The sequence below is a fragment of the Thalassobacterium maritimum genome, assembly GCF_031127805.1.
Taxonomy (GTDB): Bacteria; Verrucomicrobiota; Verrucomicrobiia; order Opitutales; family Coraliomargaritaceae; genus Thalassobacterium; species Thalassobacterium maritimum.
Genome location: NZ_JARXHW010000024.1, coordinates 49,697 through 70,543, shown reverse-complemented (window position 1 = coordinate 70,543; position 20,847 = coordinate 49,697). Strand labels below are relative to the sequence as shown.

Below are 20,847 nucleotides of genomic sequence, written 5' to 3'. Positions count from 1 at the left end.
CAATGGTAGTGCCCCCACGCTGGGGTGCGAGAGTAGGTTATCGCCAGTATTATGGCCCGATTGCACGAAAGTGTGATCGGGCCTTTTTACGTACCCATTCCTAAAAATAGACTCAATATTATCAATAAGATCGGCAGCAACCAGGCGTAAGATGCACGTTTATGTCGGGCATGATTTAACCAAAAAAGCGAAATGAAATAGCTGCTTAGCCCGAGATAAGCGATGTAGTTGGGAAATGTATCGGAATGAATAATCATACCAGGGATGCGTGTGCTTGCGACCACCAGCTGATCCATCAGATAGATACTGAGCCATGCCGCATGGTTGATAAATTCAGTCGCGGTTTCTAAGCCGATGATTGCTAATGCGAGCGAAATCACTCCGGTGCTAATCGCGAGTGCCGCCAAATTGACCAATAGCATATTTAGTAGAATGGCTGCAGGGGAGAAATATCCGAAAAAAGTGGCACTGAGTAGCGAGCTGGCTAGCCAAGCGGAAAAACTGATTGCGAAAAGAAGTATGACTGCATCGATTGCGCCCGCATAGAGTCGCTGTAAGCGTGTCCAATTTGCTTTAGGTAAATATTTAAAAGGGGCGAGTCTCTGTGTGAGCATCTCATATACTGGCAAACCAAAGAGTAATATGCTGAGCACCACGGTGTAGGACAGTTGAAAGCCGATGCTCCAAATTTGGTCTGGTTTGAGGATCAATACGAAAACTGCCGATGCCGCGAGCGCGGAAAGCGGTGTGCGCTGGCGTGTAAACGCATAACTTGCCCAGAAAAAAACCGCCATCAGGAAGGCACGTACGGCGGAGGGGGCGGCACCGGTGATCTCTACATATAAGTAAAGAAGTGGAAGCCCGATGAAGGGACTGATTTTTCGTGGCACCCGTACTAGTATTAAAAACTGTGCGATGACGGTCGCAATGACGCCAATATGTAGTCCACTAATCGCAAAAAAATGCATGGTACCTGTCATTCGAAAACGATCTTTTTGATCGTTATTGAGCTCGGCCTTGCGTCCTAATAACATGGCAATGTAGATGCTGTCCAGCTCATGGTTTTCCGGTGCTCCGAGCCGTAAGTAGTGCTGGAAATGTAGGTTCATGCGCTGGCAAAATTGATCGAAGGAGCCGGGCGGCCTTAACAACTGGTGCTCGCTGGTGCGCTCAAATCGATAGTGTATGCCGATGTCTTTTAGGTACGCTTCAAAGCTGTCTGGCTCCAGCTTGAGCGGTATGGGGCTGAGGACGCCAGTGGCTTGAATGACGCTCCCACGCAGCAAGTGAACCGTGCCTGCCTCCTCTAGGTCGACACGAAAGAATATTTTGGCGCCAGGCTGTAGGCGACTTGTTGTATTCGCATCGATTACGTTCGCGATACCACTCAGCCTACCGTATTGATTTCTTTCTTGTAGGATCCGTTCGACCTCGAACTGTAAAAATGCTTCACGGGCGGGTAGCTTTAAAAAGTCTGAGCTGGGTGTCATGGGCAGTCGCAGTGTTCCATATGCCCAAGCCGTCAAGCTGGTGGCCGTAATGAAACTCAGTAACCAGAGTGAGCTTCCTCTTTTCGCGAAATAATAACTGAAGCCAGCCAAGAAGAGTGCGAACGTTAGGCTAAATGCGACGGGAGCGGGCTGTGTGCTTGCTAGGCATAGACCAAGTACCATGCCGACGAGTAGGAACAACGCAGGCGCACGGGTAGGCATCTGTCTTTGACGCGGCATGAGGTAGGAGGCGTTAGTGTGAGAGTCTTTCTCGTTTTGTTCACACTTGCAAGGCTCATGCGCAGAGCTGAATGTAGTGGCATGCCAAAAGATTTGGATCAGGCTGATATATTCGCCGACTCAGGAAAGACTGCCTCCGAGCCCAAGCACCGCCCTTTGGCAGTGCGCATGCGCCCGCGTGACTTGAGCGAAGTGATCGGGCAAGACCATGTGGTGGGGGATGGCTGTCTATTGCCGCGACTGATTCAGGCTGATAATTTTGGTAGTCTCATCTTCTACGGCCCTCCGGGCTGTGGTAAAACTTCGCTCGCTGAGGTGATCGCCGCGGAGACAAAGAGTAAATTTGTGCGTATCAATGCGGTGCTATCCAATGTGGCTGAGATGCGGGATATCTTGCGCTTAGCGCGCTATGAACCTGCGAAGAATACGATTCTCTTTATCGATGAGATTCACCGTTTTAATAAGTCGCAGCAGGATCTTTTGCTGCCAGACGTGGAGGCTGGTAATATTCGTTTGATCGGTGCAACGACGCATAACCCCGGCTTCTATGTGAATCCACCGCTGCTGAGTCGTAGCCATTTATTTCGCTTAGAACCTGTCAATTCGCAAGCCGTCGCGACGGTGCTGGCACGTGCTTTAAGCGATCGCGAGCGCGGCTTGGGCAGTTTTCGCTGTAGCGCGGATTCGGTGGTTTTTCAAGCGATGGCCGACTTTTCAGGCGGAGACTTGAGGCGCGCACTGAATGCTCTGGAGACCTTGGTATTGAGTCAACCCGTGGGAGCACACTTGGATGCCGATGCGGTCGAAGTTTTTGCGCGAGAGCGGCAAATTCGCTACGATCGCGATGAAGATGAGCACTATGATCACGTGTCTGCGATGATCAAAAGTATCCGTGGCTCCGACCCTGATGCGGCGCTCTACTGGGCCTTCAAAATGTTGCAAGGAGGTGAAGACCCACGCTTTATTGCGCGCCGCTTAACCATTCTCGCATCAGAAGACGTGGGCCTGGCAAATTCGCATGCGTTGACAGTTGCGGTGGCAGCTTTTGAGGCCTGCGAAAAGGTTGGTATGCCAGAATGTGAGTATGCATTGGCGCATGCAATACTGTATTTGGCGACCTCTCCAAAGAGTAATTCTGTCACACGCGCCATGGGCGCTGTGAAGCAAAGTCTCCGTGATCAACCAATTCAAGCCGTTCCTTTGTGGCTGCGAGATGCTCATACTAAAACAAATAAAGCGCTCGGGCATGGGGCCGATTACCGCTATAGCCATGACTATCCGCATGCGATTTCGGGACAAGATTACATGTTGGACCCCATGACTTTCTATGTGCCTGGCCAAGCTGGCGCGGAAGCTGCGACAGCGCAACGGATGGCACAGGTAAAAAAACTTAAATCTGAGATCCAAGCGCGTGAGTCGGCGGGTGAGGGTTGATCTTCGCGACGACTTGCGCATGTTTAGGCTATGAAATTCTTTTTCCACACTCTGCTCGTGTTGCTCAGCTCCCTTTCTCTTTGTGCGCAGGAGGAGCCAGTTGAATTGCCGACCGAAGTCTCTGAGCCACCCTATGAATTAGGTGACTTGGTGACTGAACAAGGCTATTATGTGGATCGCGGTGAAGAGGATCCACGAATCAATTTACGCATTGTTGATAATCGTTTGCGCCTATATTGGATCGATGAGAACGGACTCATTGCAGAACCTGAGGCCGAGTCGGCCACTGTCCGCTTCACGGGCGTCGTGCGTGGACGTTCTTATCACCATCTGAAGCTTTTGCTGGATGGTTTCGGACTCGGTGCTCCCGGCATTCTGCCGCCGCCGCATTTATACAACGTGATCCTGGTTCTTCCAGCAGTTGATGGGGAGGAGCCTGTATCTTATAGTTTCCGCTATCAACCCAGCATGGATACTGAGGTGGATCCCACTACTGACTCAGATTCTTAATTATGGACTTTAAACGTATTTTCAAAAGTTGGTTACTGATCGCGCTGGGGGTATTGATTGCATCGCACATGTTTGCGGGCATTCATTATTCGGATACCGGGGCTTTAGTGGTCGCAGTTTTGTTACTTAGTTTGTGCAACGTCTTTCTGAAGCCGCTGCTAATGTTGTTTGCACTGCCCTTTATCATTATGACCTTTGGGCTGGGGATTTGGTTTATAAACGCTTTGCTGTTTCTTTTGGTGGGAAACTTAGTTTCTGGCTTTGTCGTGGATAGTTTTTCTTCGGCTTTGGCAGGGGCTTTAATTGTGAGCTTAACCAGTGCCTTCGCCAACTTGCTATTTGGACAGAGTAAAGTGCAGGTGCGGACGAGTCGGCCTGGTGCTCGCTCTGTGGGGCCAGAGGCTCGCCCTGGATCGAACCAATCTCAGCGTCGGCATAAGCCACTGCAGGATGATGACGTGATTGATATTTAAGCCGCGGGCAACACGCTACTAGACAGGCTGGAAAGCAGTCCAGTTGAAGAGTGGTGTATGAATCGCGATACGAATTTCGCCTATTTGATAAGAATTGACTCCACCCGAAAATTGACGCTTTTAATTTAGCTTATGTCATCGACAAAAAAATACGATCTCGTCGTCATCGGCGGTGGCCCTGCGGGCTACGCTGCAGCCATCCGTGCCGGCCAACTTGGTAAGAAAGTCGCCTGCGTGGAACAAGAGCGCCCCGGTGGCACTTGTTTAAACTGGGGCTGTATCCCCTCTAAAGCGCTGCTGAAGAGTGCAGAGCTTTATAATAAGATTCAGCACAGCGAAGATCTGGGCATTACCGTCAAGGGCCTCGATTATGATTTTTCCAAAATCGTAGGTCGTTCGCGCAATGTATCAGAGACGATGGCAAAGGGCATCGGCTTTCTCTTTAAGAAAAACAAGGTCGATCACATCATCGGCACGGGCACAATCAATGTGCCTGGCATGGTCGAAGTGACTGCTGGTAAGGACAAGGGGAAGATTTTGTCGACAGAGAAAACTCTGATCGCGACTGGTTGTAAGCCGCGTCGCTTGCCAGACCTCGAAGTTGATGGCGAGCGTGTCATGACCTCCCGTCAGGCGCTGGAGATGAAAAAGCAGCCCAAGTCCATCGTGATTGTTGGTGCGGGAGCGATCGGTGCAGAGTTCGCCTATTTCCTAAATGCATTTGGGACTAAGGTCACCTTGGTTGAAATGATGGACCAAATTCTACCAGTTGAAGACCATGAAACGGCTGCTGTGGTAGAGCGTTCCTTTAAGCAAAGTGGCATTGATTGCCGCGTGTCGACTGCCGTAGAGAATATCCAGGTCGCCGCTAAAAATGTAAAGATGGACCTCGTCAAGGGGGACAAGAAGGAGAGCATTACTGCGGATTCTATCTTGTTGGCGATTGGCGTGGTTGCGAACACAGAAGGTTTACTTTCAACACGCACCAAGCTTGCGCTGGATCGCGGCTATGTGAAGGTTGACGAGAATTACGAATCTTCGGTCAAGGGCATTTATGCTGCGGGCGATATCATCGGGCCGCCTTGGTTGGCCCACGTAGCCACTTTCGAAGCGGTGCAAGCCGTCAATGGTATGTTCGGCCATGGTAAGCCGGAACGCGTGCGCGAATTCCCAGGTTGCACCTATTGCCTACCTCAAGTTGCCTCGATTGGTAAGACTGAGAAGAAGCTCAAGGAAGAGGGCATCGACTATAAGGTGGGCAAGTTCCCATTCCAAGCATCAGGCAAGGCGGTTGCTTCCAACCAACCTGAAGGCTTTGTCAAAATGTTGGTCGATCCAAAATACGGCGAAATTTTGGGCGCACACATCGTGGGCTCCGATGCCACCGAGATGATTGCAGAGTATGGCCTAGGTATGAAGCTCGAAGCGACTGCTGAAGAGATTCATAACACCATCCACGCACACCCCACGCTCAGTGAGGCGATGATGGAAGCTGCTGCTGCCGTATTTGGCGAAGCGATTCACATTTAAGCCACAGGCATCGTAGCTCTGGAGAGGGGTTTACTTCTTCCAGAACAGAATCGATTTTAGAAAGCCATTTCGCTTGCCGGAATGGCTTTCTTTTTTGCTTTTGCCGCGACCCTTTTGCTTGGGTGTGTCTTGCTCGCTTTTTTTGATTTCCTCTGGGTGCGTGGATAGCTTCTGTGCTCTGAAACGTGCTCTTCTGGCTGACTGCTTCTTGGGCACCACTGTAGTCTGAGGTCGTTTCTTCGCTTTTGCCTTGTCTGCTGTCAGTTGACCGAAGTCTTCTGGGCGGTGTAGTCGAACGAGGCCTCTCGGGGCAGTAATTACCCATGAGGAGTGTTGCCAAAGGTCGAGCAACAGTTGGCGTAAGCTTAAGACTTGGTCTGCAGGTATGTGGTCGGTTGACGTTTTAAGTTGGATGGTCTTAGTCCATGCGCCACTTCTAAAGATGCCCTCTACGGAGGCTTCGAGGCCGGCTAGTTCGAAGGTTTTCAATTGTCGCCTTTGGCGGCCATTTGCTTTCGAATGCACTTCCACGATGTGGGTGATGTCTAAATTATTAGGAATTTCAAACGGGGCCTGCCTTTCCGTTTCATCGGGGGTAGGGAGCGCGGCCATAATTATGGAGCGCGGCAGTGAGAGCTGCAGAAACTGTCGGTCGAAGCTCATGCTTTTAAAGAAGTCGATGTTGTAGACTTCAATCATCTGCCATTCATTTAGCTCGCGGTTGTCGTGGTACTTTACGGGAGTCACTGAGCTTTCAGTTTGGTAGCGATTGCTTTGGCGCTCCTCTGTGCTTTTGATAAAGCCTTCTGGACCTTCTTGGGCAAATTGAAGGCGGAAATCGTCGGCGTATCTGCCGCTGACAGTTGTGGTGACCCGTAAAATCGACGTGTTTTTAGCTGTGTCCAGTAAAATGGTGTCGTGTAGTTGGTAGCTATCTTTGACGCTGCGGTTGTGGGGCTGCTCGACTAAGTGGGTGGGGCGTGCCTGAATGGGGAGACCAAAATAGTAGCTCGGGATATAGCGGCCGGTGGCGCCGCCGCCTTGCTCGGTCAGTGTGGGGTCGACCCAGTAGGCCATACCATCGATTTTATATTCGACGATCACATGATCGAAGAGTGTCGCACAAGGCAGGAGCTCAGGAAGACTTTTTCCGAGTGTAGTATTGACCAGTATTGGGCGTGCTTTGATTGATTGGCTGCCTAGCAGGTGCGTGAGCAGTGAGCAGAGGTCTTTACAATCACCGTAGCCTCTTTCGATTACTTTTTCGGGTGGATTGGGAATTTGACCACCTAGATTTGTTTTGACGCTTAGGTAGCGAAACTCGTCTTGCACGTAGCGAATGAGGGTGTCGGCCGTCTTCTTTTGATTTCCCGGGTCATCTATTTTCGAAGCGAGTTGATCGGGTAACTTGAAATCGCTCACCTCTGGCCAAGCGCTATGAGCAGCCACCGCGAGTTCGGACCATTTTTGCATGTCGGAGATGTGAACCCAGTCTGTCGGCAGTTTCCAAGAGGGGGTGTGGACTTCTGCTTCCGTGGGGTCGATGTCATGTGTGCGCCATTGCCAGCGAATGTAGCCTCCCTCCTCTTCTGTAATGAGCGGGTTATTCTCGGGCAAAGCCGACTTCCATTGTATGGCTGTCTGCTGCGGGAAGCGCACCGATAGCTTGTATTCGCCAGTGCGTATGAGATCGGGGGGAGATTGGAAGCTTGAAAAGTGGTCGGGAAGAAGTTGAGGCTGATTGATCAGGGTGTAGCATGAGTCGATCACATCGCCTACGCGTATATCTTCCAGGACCACTAGTAGGGTGACTTGGCCATGCAAGATGTAGGATTCCAAGTCTTCTTCACGCTGTATTATTCGGACATTTTCTGGCTTCGAATATTCGCGTGTGATTCCATCTCGTATGACGCGGATGTGATGAAGCTTTATTTTTTGGCTATTGGGGTCAAAGTTTATTCGCCACTGTGCTAGCTCCTGTACAGCTTGTTTGTTTTCTAAGCGCTGTTGTTGGCGGATGCAGGAGGCATGGCTCTCAGTGTCGTGCTGAATGTCGAGCAGCAGTCTTGTGATGGGCTCTCCATCGCGTCTGGGGGTGGTTCGTACGGATTCGTTCATGCGCACCCATTCTGCGGGCGAGCTATGCTCCAGTTGCGTGGATCGCACTTTTTCTGCTACGCTAGCTTGCATTACCGATTCCATATTTTGACAAGCTATGTGATTCTAAATTCAACGGTCAAAAGTTATTTTTTTTAAAGAGAGGATTCACTCGAGATTTGTATTTGAGTGAATCAGTATGCGTGTATGTTGAAGCCAATTTATCGAGGAGGACTTTTGCTGCCAGAATGTCAGCTATGGTTCGATCCACGCAAACGAAAACCGTTTGCCGTGATTTCGCATGCACATGGAGACCATGTAGCGAATCATGATTGTTACTTGGCGACGCCTGAGACCATTGCTCTCATACGTGTGCGAAATGGCAATGCAATGGCAGATCGCGGTAGGGCGCTGTCCTATGGGGAGGTGTATGTGGGCAAAGGCTATCGGCTGAGCTTCTACCCCGCGGGACATGTGCTCGGTTCTGCGATGGCGTATTTAGAGACCGATGCGGGAGAGACTTTTCTCTATACGGGAGATTTTAAAACACGGCAGGGACTGGCTGCGGAGGCGATCGATGTCCCTCAGGCAGATACGCTGGTTATGGAAACTACTTTTGGACGTGCGGAGTATGTCTTTCCCAGTTTTGAAGAGACTTGTGCGCGTATTCATGATTTTTGTGATCGTGCATTGGCTGCCGGGAGCACGCCAGTTCTTCTGGCTTACAGCCTAGGTAAGGCGCAAGAAGTATTGAAAATATTGGAGCTGCGCCCGCAGGCCTTAATGGTGCACAAGGCCATTGCGCCGCTCAATCAGGTCTACAGCGCCTACGGTGTCGTCATGCCGGATACGCGTCCCTTGGATTTTCTAAATATGCGAGACTGCATCGTAGTGATGCCTCCAGCAGTCTTGAAGAAAATGCCGCGCAAAGATTGTCTCGTTGCCATGGTGAGCGGATGGGGGATGGATGGTTCCGCGAAATATCGCTATGGAGTGGATGAGGTGCTCCCACTTTCGGATCATGCTGATTTTCCCGATCTTTTGCAATTTGTCGATCAAGTGGCGCCGAAGACAGTCTACGCCACACATGGCTATGAGCAGGCTTTTGCCGCCACTTTGCGGGGGCGTGGTTATACTGCTTGGTCGCTAGCGCAAAATGATCAATTAGAACTGAACTTGTAGCTAATCGCTTGATCGCTGGGCGATTTAACTGTCGGGCGAAAGTGTGTTCTCGTGATCATATGTTATGATACAGAGTCTCATTATCGCTTGACGCTGATTCACGACTAGCTATCTATGCAGCGCTCTGAGCGCGTCGGTGTCGATTGTGCCGATATTTAGAAACAACAAAACTGAACGAATGCAGAACGTGCGAACAGGCCTGAGTCTGGGGGATGAGGCGAAGGCCTCGATGCCCGCCTGCCCCTTTCAGCCTCCCCAGCGTTGGGATTGGAGGGAATCCGGTGTGTGGGGGCATGCGGAATGGTTTCAGCTACGATCTGGCCTAGGCTATATTTATATCGAGTGCCGTTTGGACGGCCCGAATCACTGTCATATTGATTTCGGGCAGACTTATCTAGTGATGGGCTTTGTGATACGCGGATGGGCGAAGTGGACGACTTCAGCGGGTGTGGTAGAAAAGGTAGAAGCGGGGCAATGGTTCACGATGCCGCGTCGCGAATTTTTGATTGATCGCACTCATTCGGACGGGGTGGCATTCGGGCTATGTATATGCTCGCGCGTGATGGTCGGGCAGTTGGCTGAGCTGAGTTCGCAGGGGCAAGTGAACCAGCAGCTGCAACAATTTGCCGCATCGGGGGAGCTTGGTGAGTTCGTCGGCGGCCGAATGGGGCCTCGCACTTTGGAGTGCGCTCGGCAGGTGAGCGTGGGGGAGAGCGCTGGTTTGAAACGTCGGCTTCAGATCGAAGCCAATGCGCTGGTGTGGATAGCTGAGCTGTTAAGTGAGGCAGAGGCAATGGTGAATGCGACGAGCCCGCAGCTGAATGCAGGCGATCGAGAGGCGATCGAGCAATTGTGTCAGCATATGCAGCATGATCCATCTTACGAGTATTCAATGGCTGAGTTGTGTCAGCTGTCTGGTTTGAATGAGCACAAATTGAAATCTGCTTTCAAGCGTATACACGGGAAGACGACCTTTGGCTATTTACGTGAGTTGCGGATGGATTATGCGGCCAGTTTGCTCAAGCAGGATCGATTGAGTGTGATTCAAGTGGCCAATGAGGTAGGTTATTCCAATGCGAGCCACTTTGCGCGTGCTTTTAAGGAGCGGCATGGGCTGCTTCCGAAGGCGTATCAGTGTCTGTACCGTAGTGGCGTCTAATGGGCCGTACGCCCGACTCCCATGCGCTCCCGCGCTTCAATGCACTGGTCGCTGCCCGCTTCGAAGCGACGACAAACTGTCGGGCGGGTGGCGTAAATGCGGCACAGCTGGTCTTCTTTTAAAAACGCACAGCTCTCCAAAAAGGGGAGCGGGTGCATTTGGTAAGCTTTGTCCTGGGTGGCCAGATGGGGCTCCAGTTGTCGAGTCTCACGCCGGATCGCAGGTTCGCGCTCGGCATCGGTCTCGCTGGCAAAAATCGGAAAGCAGCGGCAGCAGGCGCCGCAGTTTTCGCAGTCGTATTCCAGGCGCGGCATTAGCGTATCCAAACGAGATCGCCTGCCTCGACTCGCTCGAAGAGCTCGATCATTTCGCGATTGCGCAGCTGCACGCAGCCCGCGCTGGCGGGTTGTCCGATCAGTTCTTCTTTGTTGGTGCCGTGAATATACACGTAGCGATCGTAGGTGTCGCAGCCGGGGCCGCTGTTTTTGCCCGGCTCCAGACCGCGCATGCGTAGGATACGACTGGTGATCAGGCTGCGCGCGGCATCTTCCTCGGAGACCTCGGTGTAAAGTTCTCCCGTCGCCACCCGTCCCTTAAAGACCATGCCTTCCGGCGCATCGGCTCCGATCTTGTCGGCGATGGTGTGGAGTCCCGAGGGAGTGCCAAAAGAATCTGCCACACAAGAGGGCGGATTTTTTGAGGTTGAGACTGTATATTCTTTCACTAGCTTGCTATTTTCCAGAACGACCATTGTTTGGTCGGCAATTGAAACCAGCAAGCAGCGATCTGTAGGTGTTATTGACAAGGCCTCACAGCTTTGTTTTACACGCGCGCTTTCCTCTATTAAATCAAATGGCATATAACGTAGGCATCCTCGGAGCGACTGGTGCAGTCGGTCAAGAAATCATTCGTCTCCTTCACGAGCGTGAGTTCCCCATCGCGGAACTTCGTTTGCTCGCATCGGCACGCTCCGCGGGCAAGACACAATCGTTTGGCGACAAATCCTGGACGATTCAAGAAGCGACTCCAGAGAGCTTCGCAGGCCTAGACGTCTGCATCTTTAGCGCCGGGGGCGACCAGTCCAAGCTCTTCGCTGCAGAGGCCGTCAAGCGCGGTTGTATCGTCGTCGATAACAGCTCCGCCTTCCGTCAAGACCCGAACGTGCCACTGGTCATTCCCGAGATCAATCCCGACTCGGTCGACAATCACCAAGGCATCTTGGCCAATCCGAATTGCTCGACTGCGATCTCGTTGATGGGGCTCTATCCGCTGCACAAAGCCTTCGGCCTGAAGTCTTTTATCGCTTCCACTTACCAAGCCGTTTCCGGCAGTGGCGCCGGCGGTTTGATCGAACTCGATCAACAGGCCCACGCTTGGGCTGAAGGGGGCGAGATGAAGCAAGAAGTGTATCCGCATCAGATCGCCTTCAATCTCATTCCCCACGTCGACAAGTTTCTTGACGACGGCTACACCAAGGAAGAGATGAAGATGCTCAACGAGGGCCGCAAGATCATGGGGATCGACGATCTCCGCGTGACTTGCACCTGTGTGCGTGTGCCCGTTTTCCGTGCCCACTCGATCTCGATCAGTGCTGAATTTGAAAAGCCCGTCACTGTTGAAGCCGCGCGCGAAGCCGTGCGCAATTTCGAAGGTGCCGAGCTGGTGGACAATCCCGCTAATGCCGAATACCCGATGCCGCTCAACTACTCCGAGGTGGTGCCTTGTGGCGTCGGCCGCATCCGCAAAGATCTGGTCTTCGAAAACGGTCTCGCGCTTTGGGTGACTGGTGACCAGCTCTGGAAGGGCGCTGCTCTCAACGCCATTCAAATCGCCGAGCTCCTGCACAAAAAGGGGAAGTTGTCATCGTAGGGGCTTCACTGGTGAAGACTGCCGATCCACTCTGCCGATCCGATGTCTGAAGTCCACGCACTCGTCGATTTCGGCATTTGTGTGATACTGTGGCTGGTGCAGTGCATCATTTATCCGAGCTTCTTGCACATGGAAGGGGCGTCGATGATCGACTGGCATAAGGCTTATGTCTTTCGTTTCACCTGGATCATCGCTCCGTTGATGATCTTGCAACTCATTTGTGCTGCTTGGGCGGTGTGGGCGTTCGGCACAGCCTTGAGCTGGCTGGTCTTGATCCTAGTGCTGACATGCTGGGGTCTGTCCTTTTTCGTATCCGTGCCGCTACACCGCCAGATCGATCAAGGTGATCCGACGCAAATCAAGCGCCGGCGGCTGATTTGGACCAATTGGCCGCGCACGCTTTTGTGGACGACGATCTTTGTCTTGGGGCAATGGAGCGCTTCATAGGGGGGAGTGAATTAGGATTGTTTCGCTCTCAGTTTTTTGAAGCGTTCGCCGAAAATGTTCTCGTCCACGAGCACGATCCGCACAGGGACTTTGTAGGGGGATAGTAGTTGACGGCAGTGTTGCTTGATGAGCCGTTTGAGTTTGCGCGGCTCATGCTCCCCGTTGGGCACTATTTTGGCGGCAACGTTGTGCCCGGTGATCGCGTTTTCTTCTCCATAAACGAGGCAGTCGGCAATCTCTGGTAGTTCTAATAAAACACTTTCGACCTCGGATGGAGTGACTTTTTCGCCGCCGACATTGATCAGCTCTTCGCGCCGTCCGACGATTTTTAAGAATCCATCTTGTGCCTCTTCTACGAGATCCCCTGTGATGAACCAGCCGTCTGCGGTAAAGCGCGACATTTCATGGTTCAGGTAGCCGAGGATTTGGCTCTTAGAACGCATCCATAGTTCGCCCTCTACGATTTTGTATTCCGTGTTGGGATCGTCGAATTTAATTAGTGTACTCTCGGATGAGCGGCTGATCGTTTGTGTGATGCCTGTCTCACTGGTGCCGAAAGTTTGTATCAATGCGGTGTCTGGGAGTTGTTCTTTGATACGCTTCAGCAAGCTGTCCGGCATCGGTTCCGTGCCATAGGTGATAAATCTGAGGCTGGACAGGTCGTGTCGCTCGACGGCACCACTCATTAGGAATAAGTTGAGAAAGGTGGGGGAGGCGGGCAGCAGTTTGACCTTGTGCGTTTCGATTGCTTGGGCGACGACATCTGCATTCCTCGACGGAGGCACTACGATCTTAGCGCCCGTCGCCATTCCATTAAACAATGTGTTTAGGCCGCCAATGTGATCGTAAAGTAAGAATATCAAAATGCACAGGCGCCGTGCTCGTTTGTGAGCAAAGGGTGCTAGTAGGTTCTCGACATCGTGGATCATCGCCTTGGGCGTGCCTGTGCTGCCGCTACTAAATAAAATTAAGCCTGGGTGCTGACTTTGCTTTAGCCTGACGACGTAGTCGTGAGGGTCTGTTGTTTCCGCAAGCTGCTGGGTCAATAAGTCCTTGCGGGCTTGCACCCGCCATTTGGCCTGGGCGGCTTCTTCGCGTAGAGTGATTTCCGCTTGAGAAGTGCTGGTAATTGGGGCGACTATGGCTTGTAGCCCGAAGAGCGCAAATAGCGCAGCGATGCCGTTGAGCGTATAATCGCCATGAAGTGCCACCACATCGCCTGCTTGCACGCCGGACTGTTTGAATTCGGCGTGGTAGTCTTCGATGCGTGCTGTGAGGGCTGAATAATTATAGACTGTGTCCGCTTCGACTAGGAATGCACGTTCTGCATAGTCGGTGAAACGTTGAAACCACCAAGTGTTGTTCATGATCCGTGTGAGTTACGCGACTCCGCCGAGGTAAATAGTTTGCCCTGTGATGAATGCACTTTCCTCGCGCAGGAAAAAATCGACGCAATTTGCGACATCTTCGCAGGTTCCAAAGCGCGCAATCGTTTGACGTTTTAAGAGAGCTTGCAAGCTAGCTTCCGGGACATTTTTAATGAGATCGGTTTCGATGGGAGTCGGTCCGATGGCATTTACGGTAATGCCATAATCCGCCAGCTCCTTGGCGCCGGTGCGGGTTAAGGATTCCACGCTGGCTTTACTGGCAGCATAAAGGGCTTCGCCCTCTAGGTCGAGAGGATGCGCGATACTGCTGAAGTTAATGATGCGGCCACCGCCGTTCCGGCTCATTTGTTTGCCGCACTCGCGCAGCAATAGAAAAGTGCCCAGCACGTTGGTGTCGAAGATTCGATCGTAACTCTTCTTAGGGCTGAGTAGAATGTGGTTCATGGATGCCGTGCCAGCATTGTTGATGAGCGCGTAAATGGGGCCATGCTCTCGCTTGATCTTGCGCACCATCGCCACCACCGCCGCCTCGTCGCTGACATCGACGCAGTAATGCTTGTAGTTGGCATGTTGCAGATCGTTTTCACGTCGGCTACAGCCGACGACTGTCCAGCCTTTGGCGAGCAGGTGATTCGCTAGGTGGCGTCCGATTCCCTTACGCGTTCCTGTGATGCATGCGATACGGTTCATACAACTTCTTGCTTGATCAGTGTGAGTGCATAGTCAGTGCAACTGGATACTTTTCGAAAGGGAGAGTGTGTCATGCTCATCGCACTCTGATTCGCTAGCAGGATATCGACGCCGAATTCCTCAGAGACACGTTCTTCGACTTCGGCGATAAAATTGACTAGATTCATGCTGTCGAGCGCACTGCGAGCGCCGAACAGTCGCGTGTTTTCGTCCGCTGCAAGTAGCTCGGGCAGTTCGAGGTCTTCGCCTAGTTCATGTAGCGTTTCGATAATAACTTGAAGGACTTGTTCTCTCTGGATGGTCATGGTGTGTGTGGAGTATCGTGAGGTTATTTTTCGTTGCCGAGAAATTCGCTGCGTGTGGCGTGGCCTTCTTCGGAGATGTTTTCGCGGCGGAGAACGGTGGTAATGGTTAAACAGAGGATTTTTAGGTCGAGCAAGAAGGAATGGTTTTCGACATACCAGAGATCGAGCTCGAATTGTCGCTGCCAAGTGAGGCCGTTGCGGCCTTTGACCTGGGCCCAACCCGTGATGCCAGGGCGGACTTCATGGCGGCGGGCTTGTTCAGCGGAATAGCGGTCTAAATAGATGGTCGGTAGCGGGCGCGGGCCGACGAGGCTCATCTCGCCCTTGAGCACATTCCAGAGTTCGGGCAGTTCGTCGAGGCTGGTGCTGCGGATGAATTGGCCCCAGGTGGTGAGACGTTCCTCGTCGCTGCCGGGGCCATTGCGCATGGAGCGGAGCTTGAGAATGTTAAAGGCGCGCCCGTCTTTACCTGCACGCCTTTGTCTGAAAAAGAGGGGGCGGCCGAGATTAATCAGCTGCAGGATTAAGAGCAGTAGCAGTGGTAGGCACAATACCGACAAGAGTAAGAGACTACATAGGATGTCGAATAGGCGCTTCATGAATGCTTGGAATTAGGATAAATTTTCAAAATCATTTGCGATTTCATCACCTCAGCCCTATCAGTCAAACCTAGCTTTGACACAGCTCTGTGTCTGCTCTGAACTTTTTCGCCTGACTTTATTGCCTAACTAACGCCAACGAACCATGATACTCGACGCCAACGAACGCAGCTTCCCTCCATTCAGTCTCACTCGTCTGCTGACGACTTGCTTCGGTCGCGGTAATGGGGAAAAAGTCTGCATCCTGATCGATTTGCCGAATCCGGCTGACATCGAAGATTATAAATTTCTAGAGGACGAGACACTCTCGATTCAGAATTATGGGCACGAAGTCTTTTATAAGGGCTTCAAGGCGGGCGCCCTGGATGAGATGAACTGGACCGGCGGTGATATTTTTGCCTACAAGGAAACCGGCGGTAGTAATCTGGATATGGAGGACGATTGCTACGATCCGGATGGCAATCACTTGAGCTTGGATCGAGATATTTATACCAAGTACGACATCATTTTGACGGTTTCGACTTTTTCCGCGACCGCTCCGTTGACTGCGAAGTGCAAGGAGTTCGGCTTCCGTGGAGCGACCTTGCACGGACTGAATCAAATCATCCTGGATACCGGCCTGGCTGTGGATTATGAGGTGGTGAGCGCGGAGGCGGAAAAGCTGCGTTTAGGGCTGACGAAGGCCGACCGCTTTGAAATTGATTTTGAGGTGGAGCGCAAAGTCTACACTTTGATCCTGCACACCAATGGGCAAGAGGCGCAAAAGAGTCATGGTCTGTGCCCTCCCGGCAAGCCGGACGTGGCCAACTTGCCCGCGGGCGAGGTTTATTTCGTGCCTGAAAGTGCGGAAGGTGTTTTTCCGTTTAAATACGACGAAAGCACCATCGGTCTATTGCATGTAGAAGACGGCAAGATCGTGAAATCGCAGTTTGTATATGGGGACTATGCGGAGATCGAAGATCACAACCGTCGTTTGAAGGAAGATCCTATGATTGGTGCGCTGGGCGAACTCGGCTTTGGCACGCAAGTGCTGCCATTTTCTGGGCGTGATATTCAGGATGAAAAAATCCTCGGCACGATCCACGTAGCCACGGGGCGCGACGACCACCTCGGTGGCAATATTACGCCCGACCTCTTTAAAGAGCATGCCAATGCCTCGCACGATGATGTGCTCTACGCGCCGCATAAGACACCCGAAATTCGCTTGCAGCAAGCGCGCATGATTCGCGGCGAACAGACCGAAATCCTGATCGAGCATTACAAGCCATCGAAATATATGGTGGATCTACTCGAAGGGTAGATTCTCTTTGTCCTGAGTTACGCTCACGGGGAATGGCGGCGTTTCACTGCCAGCATACACGGTTAGGTGTGGGAAGGCGATCTCGATGCCTTCTTGGTCGAAGCGTTCTTTGATGTCCTGCATTATGCCGTTTTTGAGATCGACGAATTTGCTCTTCTCAAACCAGACGCCTAGTAGGAAATCGAGTGAGGAGGCTCCAAAGTCTTTAAAGAGTACGAGCGGCTCTGGCTCGTTGAGGCAGTGTGGGTTGCTGTCGGCGATTTCTTTTAATACGCGGATGACCTGTTTGACGTCTTCTTTGTAGGCGACCCCGATATTGATGTCCATGCGGCGGATCGGGAAGCGGGTGACGGTGGTGACCTCGGCTTTGATCAGTGTTTCGTTGGGCATGCGCACGAAGAGATTGTCGACTGTGCGTAGTTTGACCGAAAGTAAGTCGATGGAGAGCACGACGCCGCGGGTGCCGCTGACGATAATGGTATCGCCGACTTCGAAGGGGCGTTCGCCGAGCAAAAATAGGCCGCTGATCAGATTGGATAGACTGGTTTGCGCGGCGAATCCGATGGCTACGCTGACGATGCCCGCCGCACCGAGCACGGCGGTCAGGTTGACCTGTAGCTGGATCAGTACTGTGCAGACGACCAGTACGATGCCGACATAGAGGAAGGATTTTTGCGCGAGCAGTAGGTGGTGAGGCGAGAAGCGCGGCTTCAGCACGCGAGTGAGTAGGCGCCCGATGAAGAATACCAAGAAGAGTCCGATGCAAAGGACGGCCAGAGTGTGGAGGATGGTCGGTAGGTCTAGCGGTTTCATGCTATGTGAGTGAGTTGCCGAGTCCGGCAAATGTGCGTCGAATGAGGCCGCTGAGGGGCGCTTCGGTGGCCTCGGTTATTTTTGTGGCCTGCGGCGCTTCGCTGGGAGCTTTCTCGCTGTAGTCGATCGAGCTGAGCTGGTCGTTGCCATTGAAGCGTATATGCACCGGAGAGGTCCAGAGTGAGGCCTCGCTGCGCCACAGGTGGCAGTGGTCCAGGCGTAGGCAAAACTTGGTGCAGTGAAGTTGCTCGATCGAGCGGTTGTGAATTTCGACTTTGCACAGGGCACGAGCGGTGGTTTCAGAGTCGATCGTGGGGCATTCGCGGCGGGCGCGACTCTTGATCGCGTAGCAGAGCACCCCGCCGGCCAGATCGCCGAACCATGTGTCGGAGAGAATCTCGCCGCGGATGCGTTCGATGCGTTCGCCTGACTTGCCTTCGCCGGCGAAGAGTTGAATGTCCAATGGAATTGAGACGTAGAACTCGACCTTGGCCCGCGGTGCTAGGCGTAGCGGGTGAATGGGTTGAACGACGAGCGGGCGATCGGGGGTGCGTGGTTGCACATGGATACTTTCGACCGGGCTTTGGAAAGCATAGCGCCGAAAGTCGGACTCCGGGTAGGCCCCGAGTTGGCTGCCGCTGTGGCTGCCGTCACGGTTCTCGACCAATAGTAGATCGCTGCCGCGTTTAACGATGCGGATGCGGAGTTGTTCCCATTGGAGACGGATCTCTTTTTGATTGGAAAATGGATGTAAGCCCCAGGGGGAAGTGTCGGATGACATGTTGTAGCTACTATTGGATTTGCTGAGAAAGGTCAACGGCTTCTTGCTAACTCTTCAATCCTTCAGTTTGTATCATTGATGATGTCAGAAAATAACCCTTACGAGTCCGATGAGCTGTTGCAGCAGTATTTAGTGTTTCATTATGCCAGTGCCGCGGAGCAATTTCCATATTCTTTTGGTGGAGGCGATGCCTTGGACTTTCCAAAGCGTTGTGCGCTGGAGGGGCCGGAATTCGCGAGCTTGCCTGCGGATGCGCGTGCGCTGGACCTTGGTTGTTCGGTCGGGCGTTCAAGCTTTGAGCTGGCGCGTCATTGTAAAGAGGTGATCGGGGTGGACTATTCGCAGGCCTTTATACATGCAGCGAGCCGCATGGCGAGCGATGGGCGGCATGCGGCGACGCGACTGGACGAAGGTTCCGCGACGACGCAGCTCCTACTGGAGCTCGATCCCGCGATTGATCGCAGTCGCGTGCACTTTGAGCAAGGCGATGCGCAGCATATCCGCGAAGACATTGGGCAATTCGACCTCGTGGTCGCTTGTAATTTGATCTGTCGGCTGCCCGAACCGATGCGTTTACTGCGGCGTTTACCAGAGCTCGTGAGGCCTGGGGGGCAGCTCTTTATCACGACTCCCTTTACTTGGTTGGAAGAGTACACCGCATCGTCCAATTGGCTCGGCGATGGGGCGGCCGATTCTTTTGCCGGCCTGCGTCAGGCGCTGCAGCCCGCCTTCGTGCTGGAGGCGCAGTGGGATATGCCCTTTTTGATTCGGGAGCATGCGCGCAAGTTTCAATACAGTATCGCACAAGCGAGCCGCTGGCGTCGTGTGTAATTCCTAAATTACCGCTTGCACCTTAAGAATTGGCGAGCCAGCGTGTGCGAGTCGATTTCGGAGTGTGGGCGTTCGCTTGGTCGTAAGATTGAGAGGAAAGTCCGGACACCGTAGGGCAGGATTCCCTGTGAAAACGGGGGCGCGTCAGGGTAACTTGGCGTGACGGATAGTGTCACAGAAATTATACCGCCTCGAACTTGTTTGAGGTAAGGGTGAAATGGGGAGGTAAGAGCTCACCGCTCCGGAGGTAACGAAGGAGGCAGGATAAACCCAATCCGGTGCAAGGCAAAATAGGGGATCGGGCTGCCCGTCCAATGATTCCGGGTATGTCGCATCTCACTTCGGTGGGAATTTCGCTTCGGCGGGATAGATAAATGAACGCACAGCCAATCGCTTCGGCGCACGGCGGACAAAATCCGGCTTACAGCACTTCGAAATCGACACTCTTTTATCAAAATTTACGCCTTGACAGCTGCGTTGGGTACCCCCACTTTCCCGCCTCTTAACTTTTTTTCAGCTATGGCTAACACAAAATCAGCACTTAAATACATCCGTAAGACAGAGACTCGCGCTCTGCGTAACCGTCAGATCAAGACTCGCATTAAGACTTTTGCGAAGAAGGTGGACGCTGCTTCGGCTGCGGGCGATAAGGATGCGCTTGCAGTAGCTGCACGCAATTACATCTCAACGCTTGATAAGGCTGGTAAAAATGGCCTTGTGCATCCGAACAAGATTGCTCGCCAGAAGGCACGCTGTGCACAGCTGCTCGCTGCGTAAATTGCGGTTCAATTCTTTTTAATGGTACCCTCGGTTGCGCTTGTCGAGCCGGGGGTATTTTGTATCTACTTTTCGCGTGTCTGAGAAACCAAATAAGAAAAACGCCATTGGCTTTCCGCCTCCTTTGTTGGGGGATGCGCCTTATCGCATGCCTGTTTTGGCGGAGACAGAGGATTGGGTGGCGCTAGAAAAGCCGGCGGGAGTCGGCACGCGTGCGTATCCCTGGGATGATGAGCCGGACATGGATGCCGCGCTCAATGCGCAGCTACAGGCGGGGAAGCCTGAGCTGGTGCGTCGTGGCGCGTCGCTGTTTGCTTCGGTGTATTACCTCGATCCAGTCATTTCCGGTGTGGCGCTCTTTGCGAAAAACCGGGAGGCACTGGCAGATCTTCGCAACCGTTTTGGTTCTGGAGATTGCCGCTTTCGCTTTCAGTTTGTCACGGCTGCGCAACCTACCGGGGGCGCCGCTAGTATGCGGGCTGATGCGCCGCTGCTGCCACACAATGTGAAGCCTAAAATGATTCCTTCGACCGCGAAGGGGAAAAAAGCTTTTACAGATTTCAAGCGTATCGCGGAGTCGGCCAAAGGCTGGGCGCTTTGGGAGGCTGAAGTTGATTTTTTTCGTCCGCAACACGTGCGGGCGCATGCCGCAGTGATGGAGATTCCCGTGCTCGGCGACAGTCTTTATGGCGGCCCTGAGGCGCCGAGCCAGCGCGACCTGCATCCTAAAAAGCAACGAGCCGGCCTTAATTTACCTGCATTCCATGGCGTGGCCTTGCATTTGGCTGAGGTGCAAATCATCCCCGGCGAGCCTGATGCTACGATTCATTGTGCGCCGCCCAAGCACCTGCGCCTCTTGCTGAGACGGATGGGGCTCAGCGAGTAAAAAAATAGGAACTTGCTATTTAGGGGCGACTCCCTTTCCTTCTGCG

22 protein-coding genes and 1 other RNA gene are annotated in these 20,847 nt (G+C 52.8%); 13 read left to right on the top strand and 10 right to left on the bottom strand.

Annotated features, from left to right (window positions below; genetic code table 11):
* Positions 1 to 86: 86 nt before the first annotated feature.
* Positions 87 to 1,712: a ComEC/Rec2 family competence protein gene (locus QEH52_RS11405; RefSeq protein WP_308950564.1), complete on the bottom strand. Its 1,626-nt coding sequence runs from the start codon at positions 1,710 to 1,712 to the stop codon at positions 87 to 89.
* A 99-nt stretch (positions 1,713 to 1,811) separates the two neighbouring features.
* Here QEH52_RS11405 and QEH52_RS11400 point away from each other — a divergent pair, with 99 nt between their 5' ends.
* The 4 genes from QEH52_RS11400 to lpdA all read left to right on the top strand — a co-directional run bounded on the left by QEH52_RS11400 (position 1,812) and on the right by lpdA (position 5,677).
* Complete coding sequence (locus QEH52_RS11400) at positions 1,812 to 3,164, top strand: replication-associated recombination protein A (protein WP_308950563.1); 1,353 nt, start codon at positions 1,812 to 1,814, stop codon at positions 3,162 to 3,164.
* A 30-nt stretch (positions 3,165 to 3,194) separates the two neighbouring features.
* Positions 3,195 to 3,674 carry a hypothetical protein gene (locus tag QEH52_RS11395; protein ID WP_308950562.1) on the top strand — a complete coding sequence of 160 codons (480 nt, stop codon included), beginning with the start codon at positions 3,195 to 3,197 and terminating at the stop codon, positions 3,672 to 3,674.
* A gap of 2 nt (positions 3,675 to 3,676) precedes the next feature.
* Entirely contained in the window at positions 3,677 to 4,147 is a 471-nt protein-coding gene (locus QEH52_RS11390) for a phage holin family protein (RefSeq protein WP_308950560.1), read from the top strand.
* 132 nt (positions 4,148 to 4,279) lie between these two features.
* Positions 4,280 to 5,677 carry a dihydrolipoyl dehydrogenase gene (gene lpdA / locus QEH52_RS11385; protein ID WP_308950559.1) on the top strand — a complete coding sequence of 466 codons (1,398 nt, stop codon included), beginning with the start codon at positions 4,280 to 4,282 and terminating at the stop codon, positions 5,675 to 5,677.
* A 30-nt stretch (positions 5,678 to 5,707) separates the two neighbouring features.
* Here the strand turns inward: lpdA and QEH52_RS11380 are convergent, their stop codons facing one another.
* A complete protein-coding gene (locus tag QEH52_RS11380; protein WP_308950558.1) occupies positions 5,708 to 7,867 on the bottom strand; it encodes a DUF3857 domain-containing transglutaminase family protein in 2,160 nt (719 codons plus the stop codon).
* A 114-nt stretch (positions 7,868 to 7,981) separates the two neighbouring features.
* Between QEH52_RS11380 and QEH52_RS11375 the strand changes: the two genes are divergently transcribed.
* Positions 7,982 to 8,956: an MBL fold metallo-hydrolase RNA specificity domain-containing protein gene (locus QEH52_RS11375; protein ID WP_308950556.1), complete on the top strand. Its 975-nt coding sequence runs from the start codon at positions 7,982 to 7,984 to the stop codon at positions 8,954 to 8,956.
* A 178-nt stretch (positions 8,957 to 9,134) separates the two neighbouring features.
* Positions 9,135 to 10,115 (top strand): helix-turn-helix domain-containing protein, encoded by a 981-nt coding sequence (locus tag QEH52_RS11370; RefSeq protein ID WP_308950555.1) that lies wholly within the window; start codon positions 9,135 to 9,137, stop codon positions 10,113 to 10,115.
* Here QEH52_RS11370 and QEH52_RS11365 read toward each other — a convergent pair.
* Together QEH52_RS11365 and QEH52_RS11360 are read right to left on the bottom strand one after the other, a co-directional pair.
* On the bottom strand, positions 10,112 to 10,441 hold the full coding sequence (locus tag QEH52_RS11365) for a YkgJ family cysteine cluster protein (protein ID WP_308950554.1): 330 nt from the start codon (positions 10,439 to 10,441) through the stop codon (positions 10,112 to 10,114). The two genes, QEH52_RS11370 and QEH52_RS11365, sit on opposite strands and share 4 nt — an antisense overlap.
* On the bottom strand, positions 10,429 to 10,866 hold the full coding sequence (locus tag QEH52_RS11360; RefSeq protein ID WP_308950566.1) for a L,D-transpeptidase family protein: 438 nt from the start codon (positions 10,864 to 10,866) through the stop codon (positions 10,429 to 10,431). Before QEH52_RS11360 ends, QEH52_RS11365 begins: the two co-directional genes overlap by 13 nt.
* A 101-nt stretch (positions 10,867 to 10,967) precedes the next feature.
* Between QEH52_RS11360 and QEH52_RS11355 the strand changes: the two genes are divergently transcribed.
* Positions 10,968 to 11,984: an aspartate-semialdehyde dehydrogenase gene (locus tag QEH52_RS11355; protein ID WP_308950553.1), complete on the top strand. Its 1,017-nt coding sequence runs from the start codon at positions 10,968 to 10,970 to the stop codon at positions 11,982 to 11,984.
* Positions 11,985 to 12,026: 42 nt separating this feature from the next.
* Complete coding sequence (locus QEH52_RS11350; RefSeq protein ID WP_308950551.1) at positions 12,027 to 12,431, top strand: hypothetical protein; 405 nt, start codon at positions 12,027 to 12,029, stop codon at positions 12,429 to 12,431.
* An 11-nt stretch (positions 12,432 to 12,442) separates the two neighbouring features.
* On the opposite strand, the gene QEH52_RS11345 is transcribed toward QEH52_RS11350, so the two are convergent.
* Genes QEH52_RS11345 through QEH52_RS11330 form a run of 4 tightly spaced genes read right to left on the bottom strand, consistent with a single transcriptional unit; the run spans position 12,443 to position 15,413 of the window.
* A complete protein-coding gene (locus tag QEH52_RS11345; protein WP_308950548.1) occupies positions 12,443 to 13,798 on the bottom strand; it encodes an ANL family adenylate-forming protein in 1,356 nt (451 codons plus the stop codon).
* 12 nt (positions 13,799 to 13,810) lie between these two features.
* Positions 13,811 to 14,509, bottom strand: a complete 699-nt coding sequence (locus QEH52_RS11340; protein WP_308950546.1) for an SDR family NAD(P)-dependent oxidoreductase — start codon at positions 14,507 to 14,509, stop codon at positions 13,811 to 13,813.
* Positions 14,506 to 14,814, bottom strand: coding sequence for a hypothetical protein (locus tag QEH52_RS11335; RefSeq protein WP_308950545.1), 309 nt, complete (start codon positions 14,812 to 14,814; stop codon positions 14,506 to 14,508). The genes QEH52_RS11340 and QEH52_RS11335 overlap by 4 nt, the downstream gene beginning before the upstream one ends.
* A gap of 23 nt (positions 14,815 to 14,837) precedes the next feature.
* A complete protein-coding gene (locus tag QEH52_RS11330; protein WP_308950543.1) occupies positions 14,838 to 15,413 on the bottom strand; it encodes a sugar transferase in 576 nt (191 codons plus the stop codon).
* A gap of 145 nt (positions 15,414 to 15,558) precedes the next feature.
* Here QEH52_RS11330 and QEH52_RS11325 point away from each other — a divergent pair, with 145 nt between their 5' ends.
* On the top strand, positions 15,559 to 16,713 hold the full coding sequence (locus QEH52_RS11325; RefSeq protein WP_308950542.1) for a M29 family metallopeptidase: 1,155 nt from the start codon (positions 15,559 to 15,561) through the stop codon (positions 16,711 to 16,713).
* Here the strand turns inward: QEH52_RS11325 and QEH52_RS11320 are convergent.
* Positions 16,699 to 17,526 carry a mechanosensitive ion channel family protein gene (locus tag QEH52_RS11320; RefSeq protein WP_308950540.1) on the bottom strand — a complete coding sequence of 276 codons (828 nt, stop codon included), beginning with the start codon at positions 17,524 to 17,526 and terminating at the stop codon, positions 16,699 to 16,701. The two genes, QEH52_RS11325 and QEH52_RS11320, sit on opposite strands and share 15 nt — an antisense overlap.
* Position 17,527: 1 nt before the next feature.
* Entirely contained in the window at positions 17,528 to 18,307 is a 780-nt protein-coding gene (locus QEH52_RS11315) for a DUF432 domain-containing protein (protein ID WP_308950538.1), read from the bottom strand.
* A gap of 78 nt (positions 18,308 to 18,385) precedes the next feature.
* Here QEH52_RS11315 and QEH52_RS11310 point away from each other — a divergent pair, with 78 nt between their 5' ends.
* From QEH52_RS11310 to QEH52_RS11295, 4 genes are all read left to right on the top strand, one after another.
* Positions 18,386 to 19,138: a putative 4-mercaptohistidine N1-methyltransferase gene (locus QEH52_RS11310; protein ID WP_308950537.1), complete on the top strand. Its 753-nt coding sequence runs from the start codon at positions 18,386 to 18,388 to the stop codon at positions 19,136 to 19,138.
* 56 nt (positions 19,139 to 19,194) lie between these two features.
* An RNA gene (gene rnpB / locus QEH52_RS11305) (RNase P RNA component class A) lies at positions 19,195 to 19,578 on the top strand.
* 79 nt (positions 19,579 to 19,657) lie between these two features.
* A complete protein-coding gene (gene rpsT / locus QEH52_RS11300; protein WP_308950535.1) occupies positions 19,658 to 19,915 on the top strand; it encodes a 30S ribosomal protein S20 in 258 nt (85 codons plus the stop codon).
* Between the two features lie 76 nt (positions 19,916 to 19,991).
* The gene (locus tag QEH52_RS11295; RefSeq protein ID WP_308950534.1) at positions 19,992 to 20,801 is read left to right on the top strand and encodes an RluA family pseudouridine synthase; all 810 of its coding nucleotides are present in this window, start codon (positions 19,992 to 19,994) and stop codon (positions 20,799 to 20,801) included.
* The last annotated feature ends 46 nt before the right edge of the window (positions 20,802 to 20,847 follow it).

What these genes read in the sequence shown, in the direction of transcription:
- QEH52_RS11335 (WP_308950545.1), bottom strand. Translation starts at nt 14,814, where the DNA reads ATGACCATCCAGAGAGAACAAGTCCTTCAAGTTATTATCGAAACGCTA.
- QEH52_RS11380 (WP_308950558.1), bottom strand. Translation starts at nt 7,867, where the DNA reads ATGCAAGCTAGCGTAGCAGAAAAAGTGCGATCCACGCAACTGGAGCAT.
- QEH52_RS11395 (WP_308950562.1), top strand. Translation starts at nt 3,195, where the DNA reads ATGAAATTCTTTTTCCACACTCTGCTCGTGTTGCTCAGCTCCCTTTCT.
- QEH52_RS11310 (WP_308950537.1), top strand. Translation starts at nt 18,386, where the DNA reads ATGATGTCAGAAAATAACCCTTACGAGTCCGATGAGCTGTTGCAGCAG.
- QEH52_RS11405 (WP_308950564.1), bottom strand. Translation starts at nt 1,712, where the DNA reads ATGCCTACCCGTGCGCCTGCGTTGTTCCTACTCGTCGGCATGGTACTT.
- QEH52_RS11330 (WP_308950543.1), bottom strand. Translation starts at nt 15,413, where the DNA reads ATGAAGCGCCTATTCGACATCCTATGTAGTCTCTTACTCTTGTCGGTA.
- rpsT (WP_308950535.1), top strand. Translation starts at nt 19,658, where the DNA reads ATGGCTAACACAAAATCAGCACTTAAATACATCCGTAAGACAGAGACT.
- QEH52_RS11320 (WP_308950540.1), bottom strand. Translation starts at nt 17,526, where the DNA reads ATGAAACCGCTAGACCTACCGACCATCCTCCACACTCTGGCCGTCCTT.
- QEH52_RS11350 (WP_308950551.1), top strand. Translation starts at nt 12,027, where the DNA reads ATGTCTGAAGTCCACGCACTCGTCGATTTCGGCATTTGTGTGATACTG.
- QEH52_RS11370 (WP_308950555.1), top strand. Translation starts at nt 9,135, where the DNA reads ATGCAGAACGTGCGAACAGGCCTGAGTCTGGGGGATGAGGCGAAGGCC.
- QEH52_RS11345 (WP_308950548.1), bottom strand. Translation starts at nt 13,798, where the DNA reads ATGAACAACACTTGGTGGTTTCAACGTTTCACCGACTATGCAGAACGT.
- QEH52_RS11315 (WP_308950538.1), bottom strand. Translation starts at nt 18,307, where the DNA reads ATGTCATCCGACACTTCCCCCTGGGGCTTACATCCATTTTCCAATCAA.
- QEH52_RS11360 (WP_308950566.1), bottom strand. Translation starts at nt 10,866, where the DNA reads ATGGTCGTTCTGGAAAATAGCAAGCTAGTGAAAGAATATACAGTCTCA.
- QEH52_RS11340 (WP_308950546.1), bottom strand. Translation starts at nt 14,509, where the DNA reads ATGAACCGTATCGCATGCATCACAGGAACGCGTAAGGGAATCGGACGC.
- QEH52_RS11375 (WP_308950556.1), top strand. Translation starts at nt 7,982, where the DNA reads ATGTTGAAGCCAATTTATCGAGGAGGACTTTTGCTGCCAGAATGTCAG.
- QEH52_RS11390 (WP_308950560.1), top strand. Translation starts at nt 3,677, where the DNA reads ATGGACTTTAAACGTATTTTCAAAAGTTGGTTACTGATCGCGCTGGGG.
- QEH52_RS11325 (WP_308950542.1), top strand. Translation starts at nt 15,559, where the DNA reads ATGATACTCGACGCCAACGAACGCAGCTTCCCTCCATTCAGTCTCACT.
- QEH52_RS11400 (WP_308950563.1), top strand. Translation starts at nt 1,812, where the DNA reads ATGCCAAAAGATTTGGATCAGGCTGATATATTCGCCGACTCAGGAAAG.
- QEH52_RS11355 (WP_308950553.1), top strand. Translation starts at nt 10,968, where the DNA reads ATGGCATATAACGTAGGCATCCTCGGAGCGACTGGTGCAGTCGGTCAA.
- lpdA (WP_308950559.1), top strand. Translation starts at nt 4,280, where the DNA reads ATGTCATCGACAAAAAAATACGATCTCGTCGTCATCGGCGGTGGCCCT.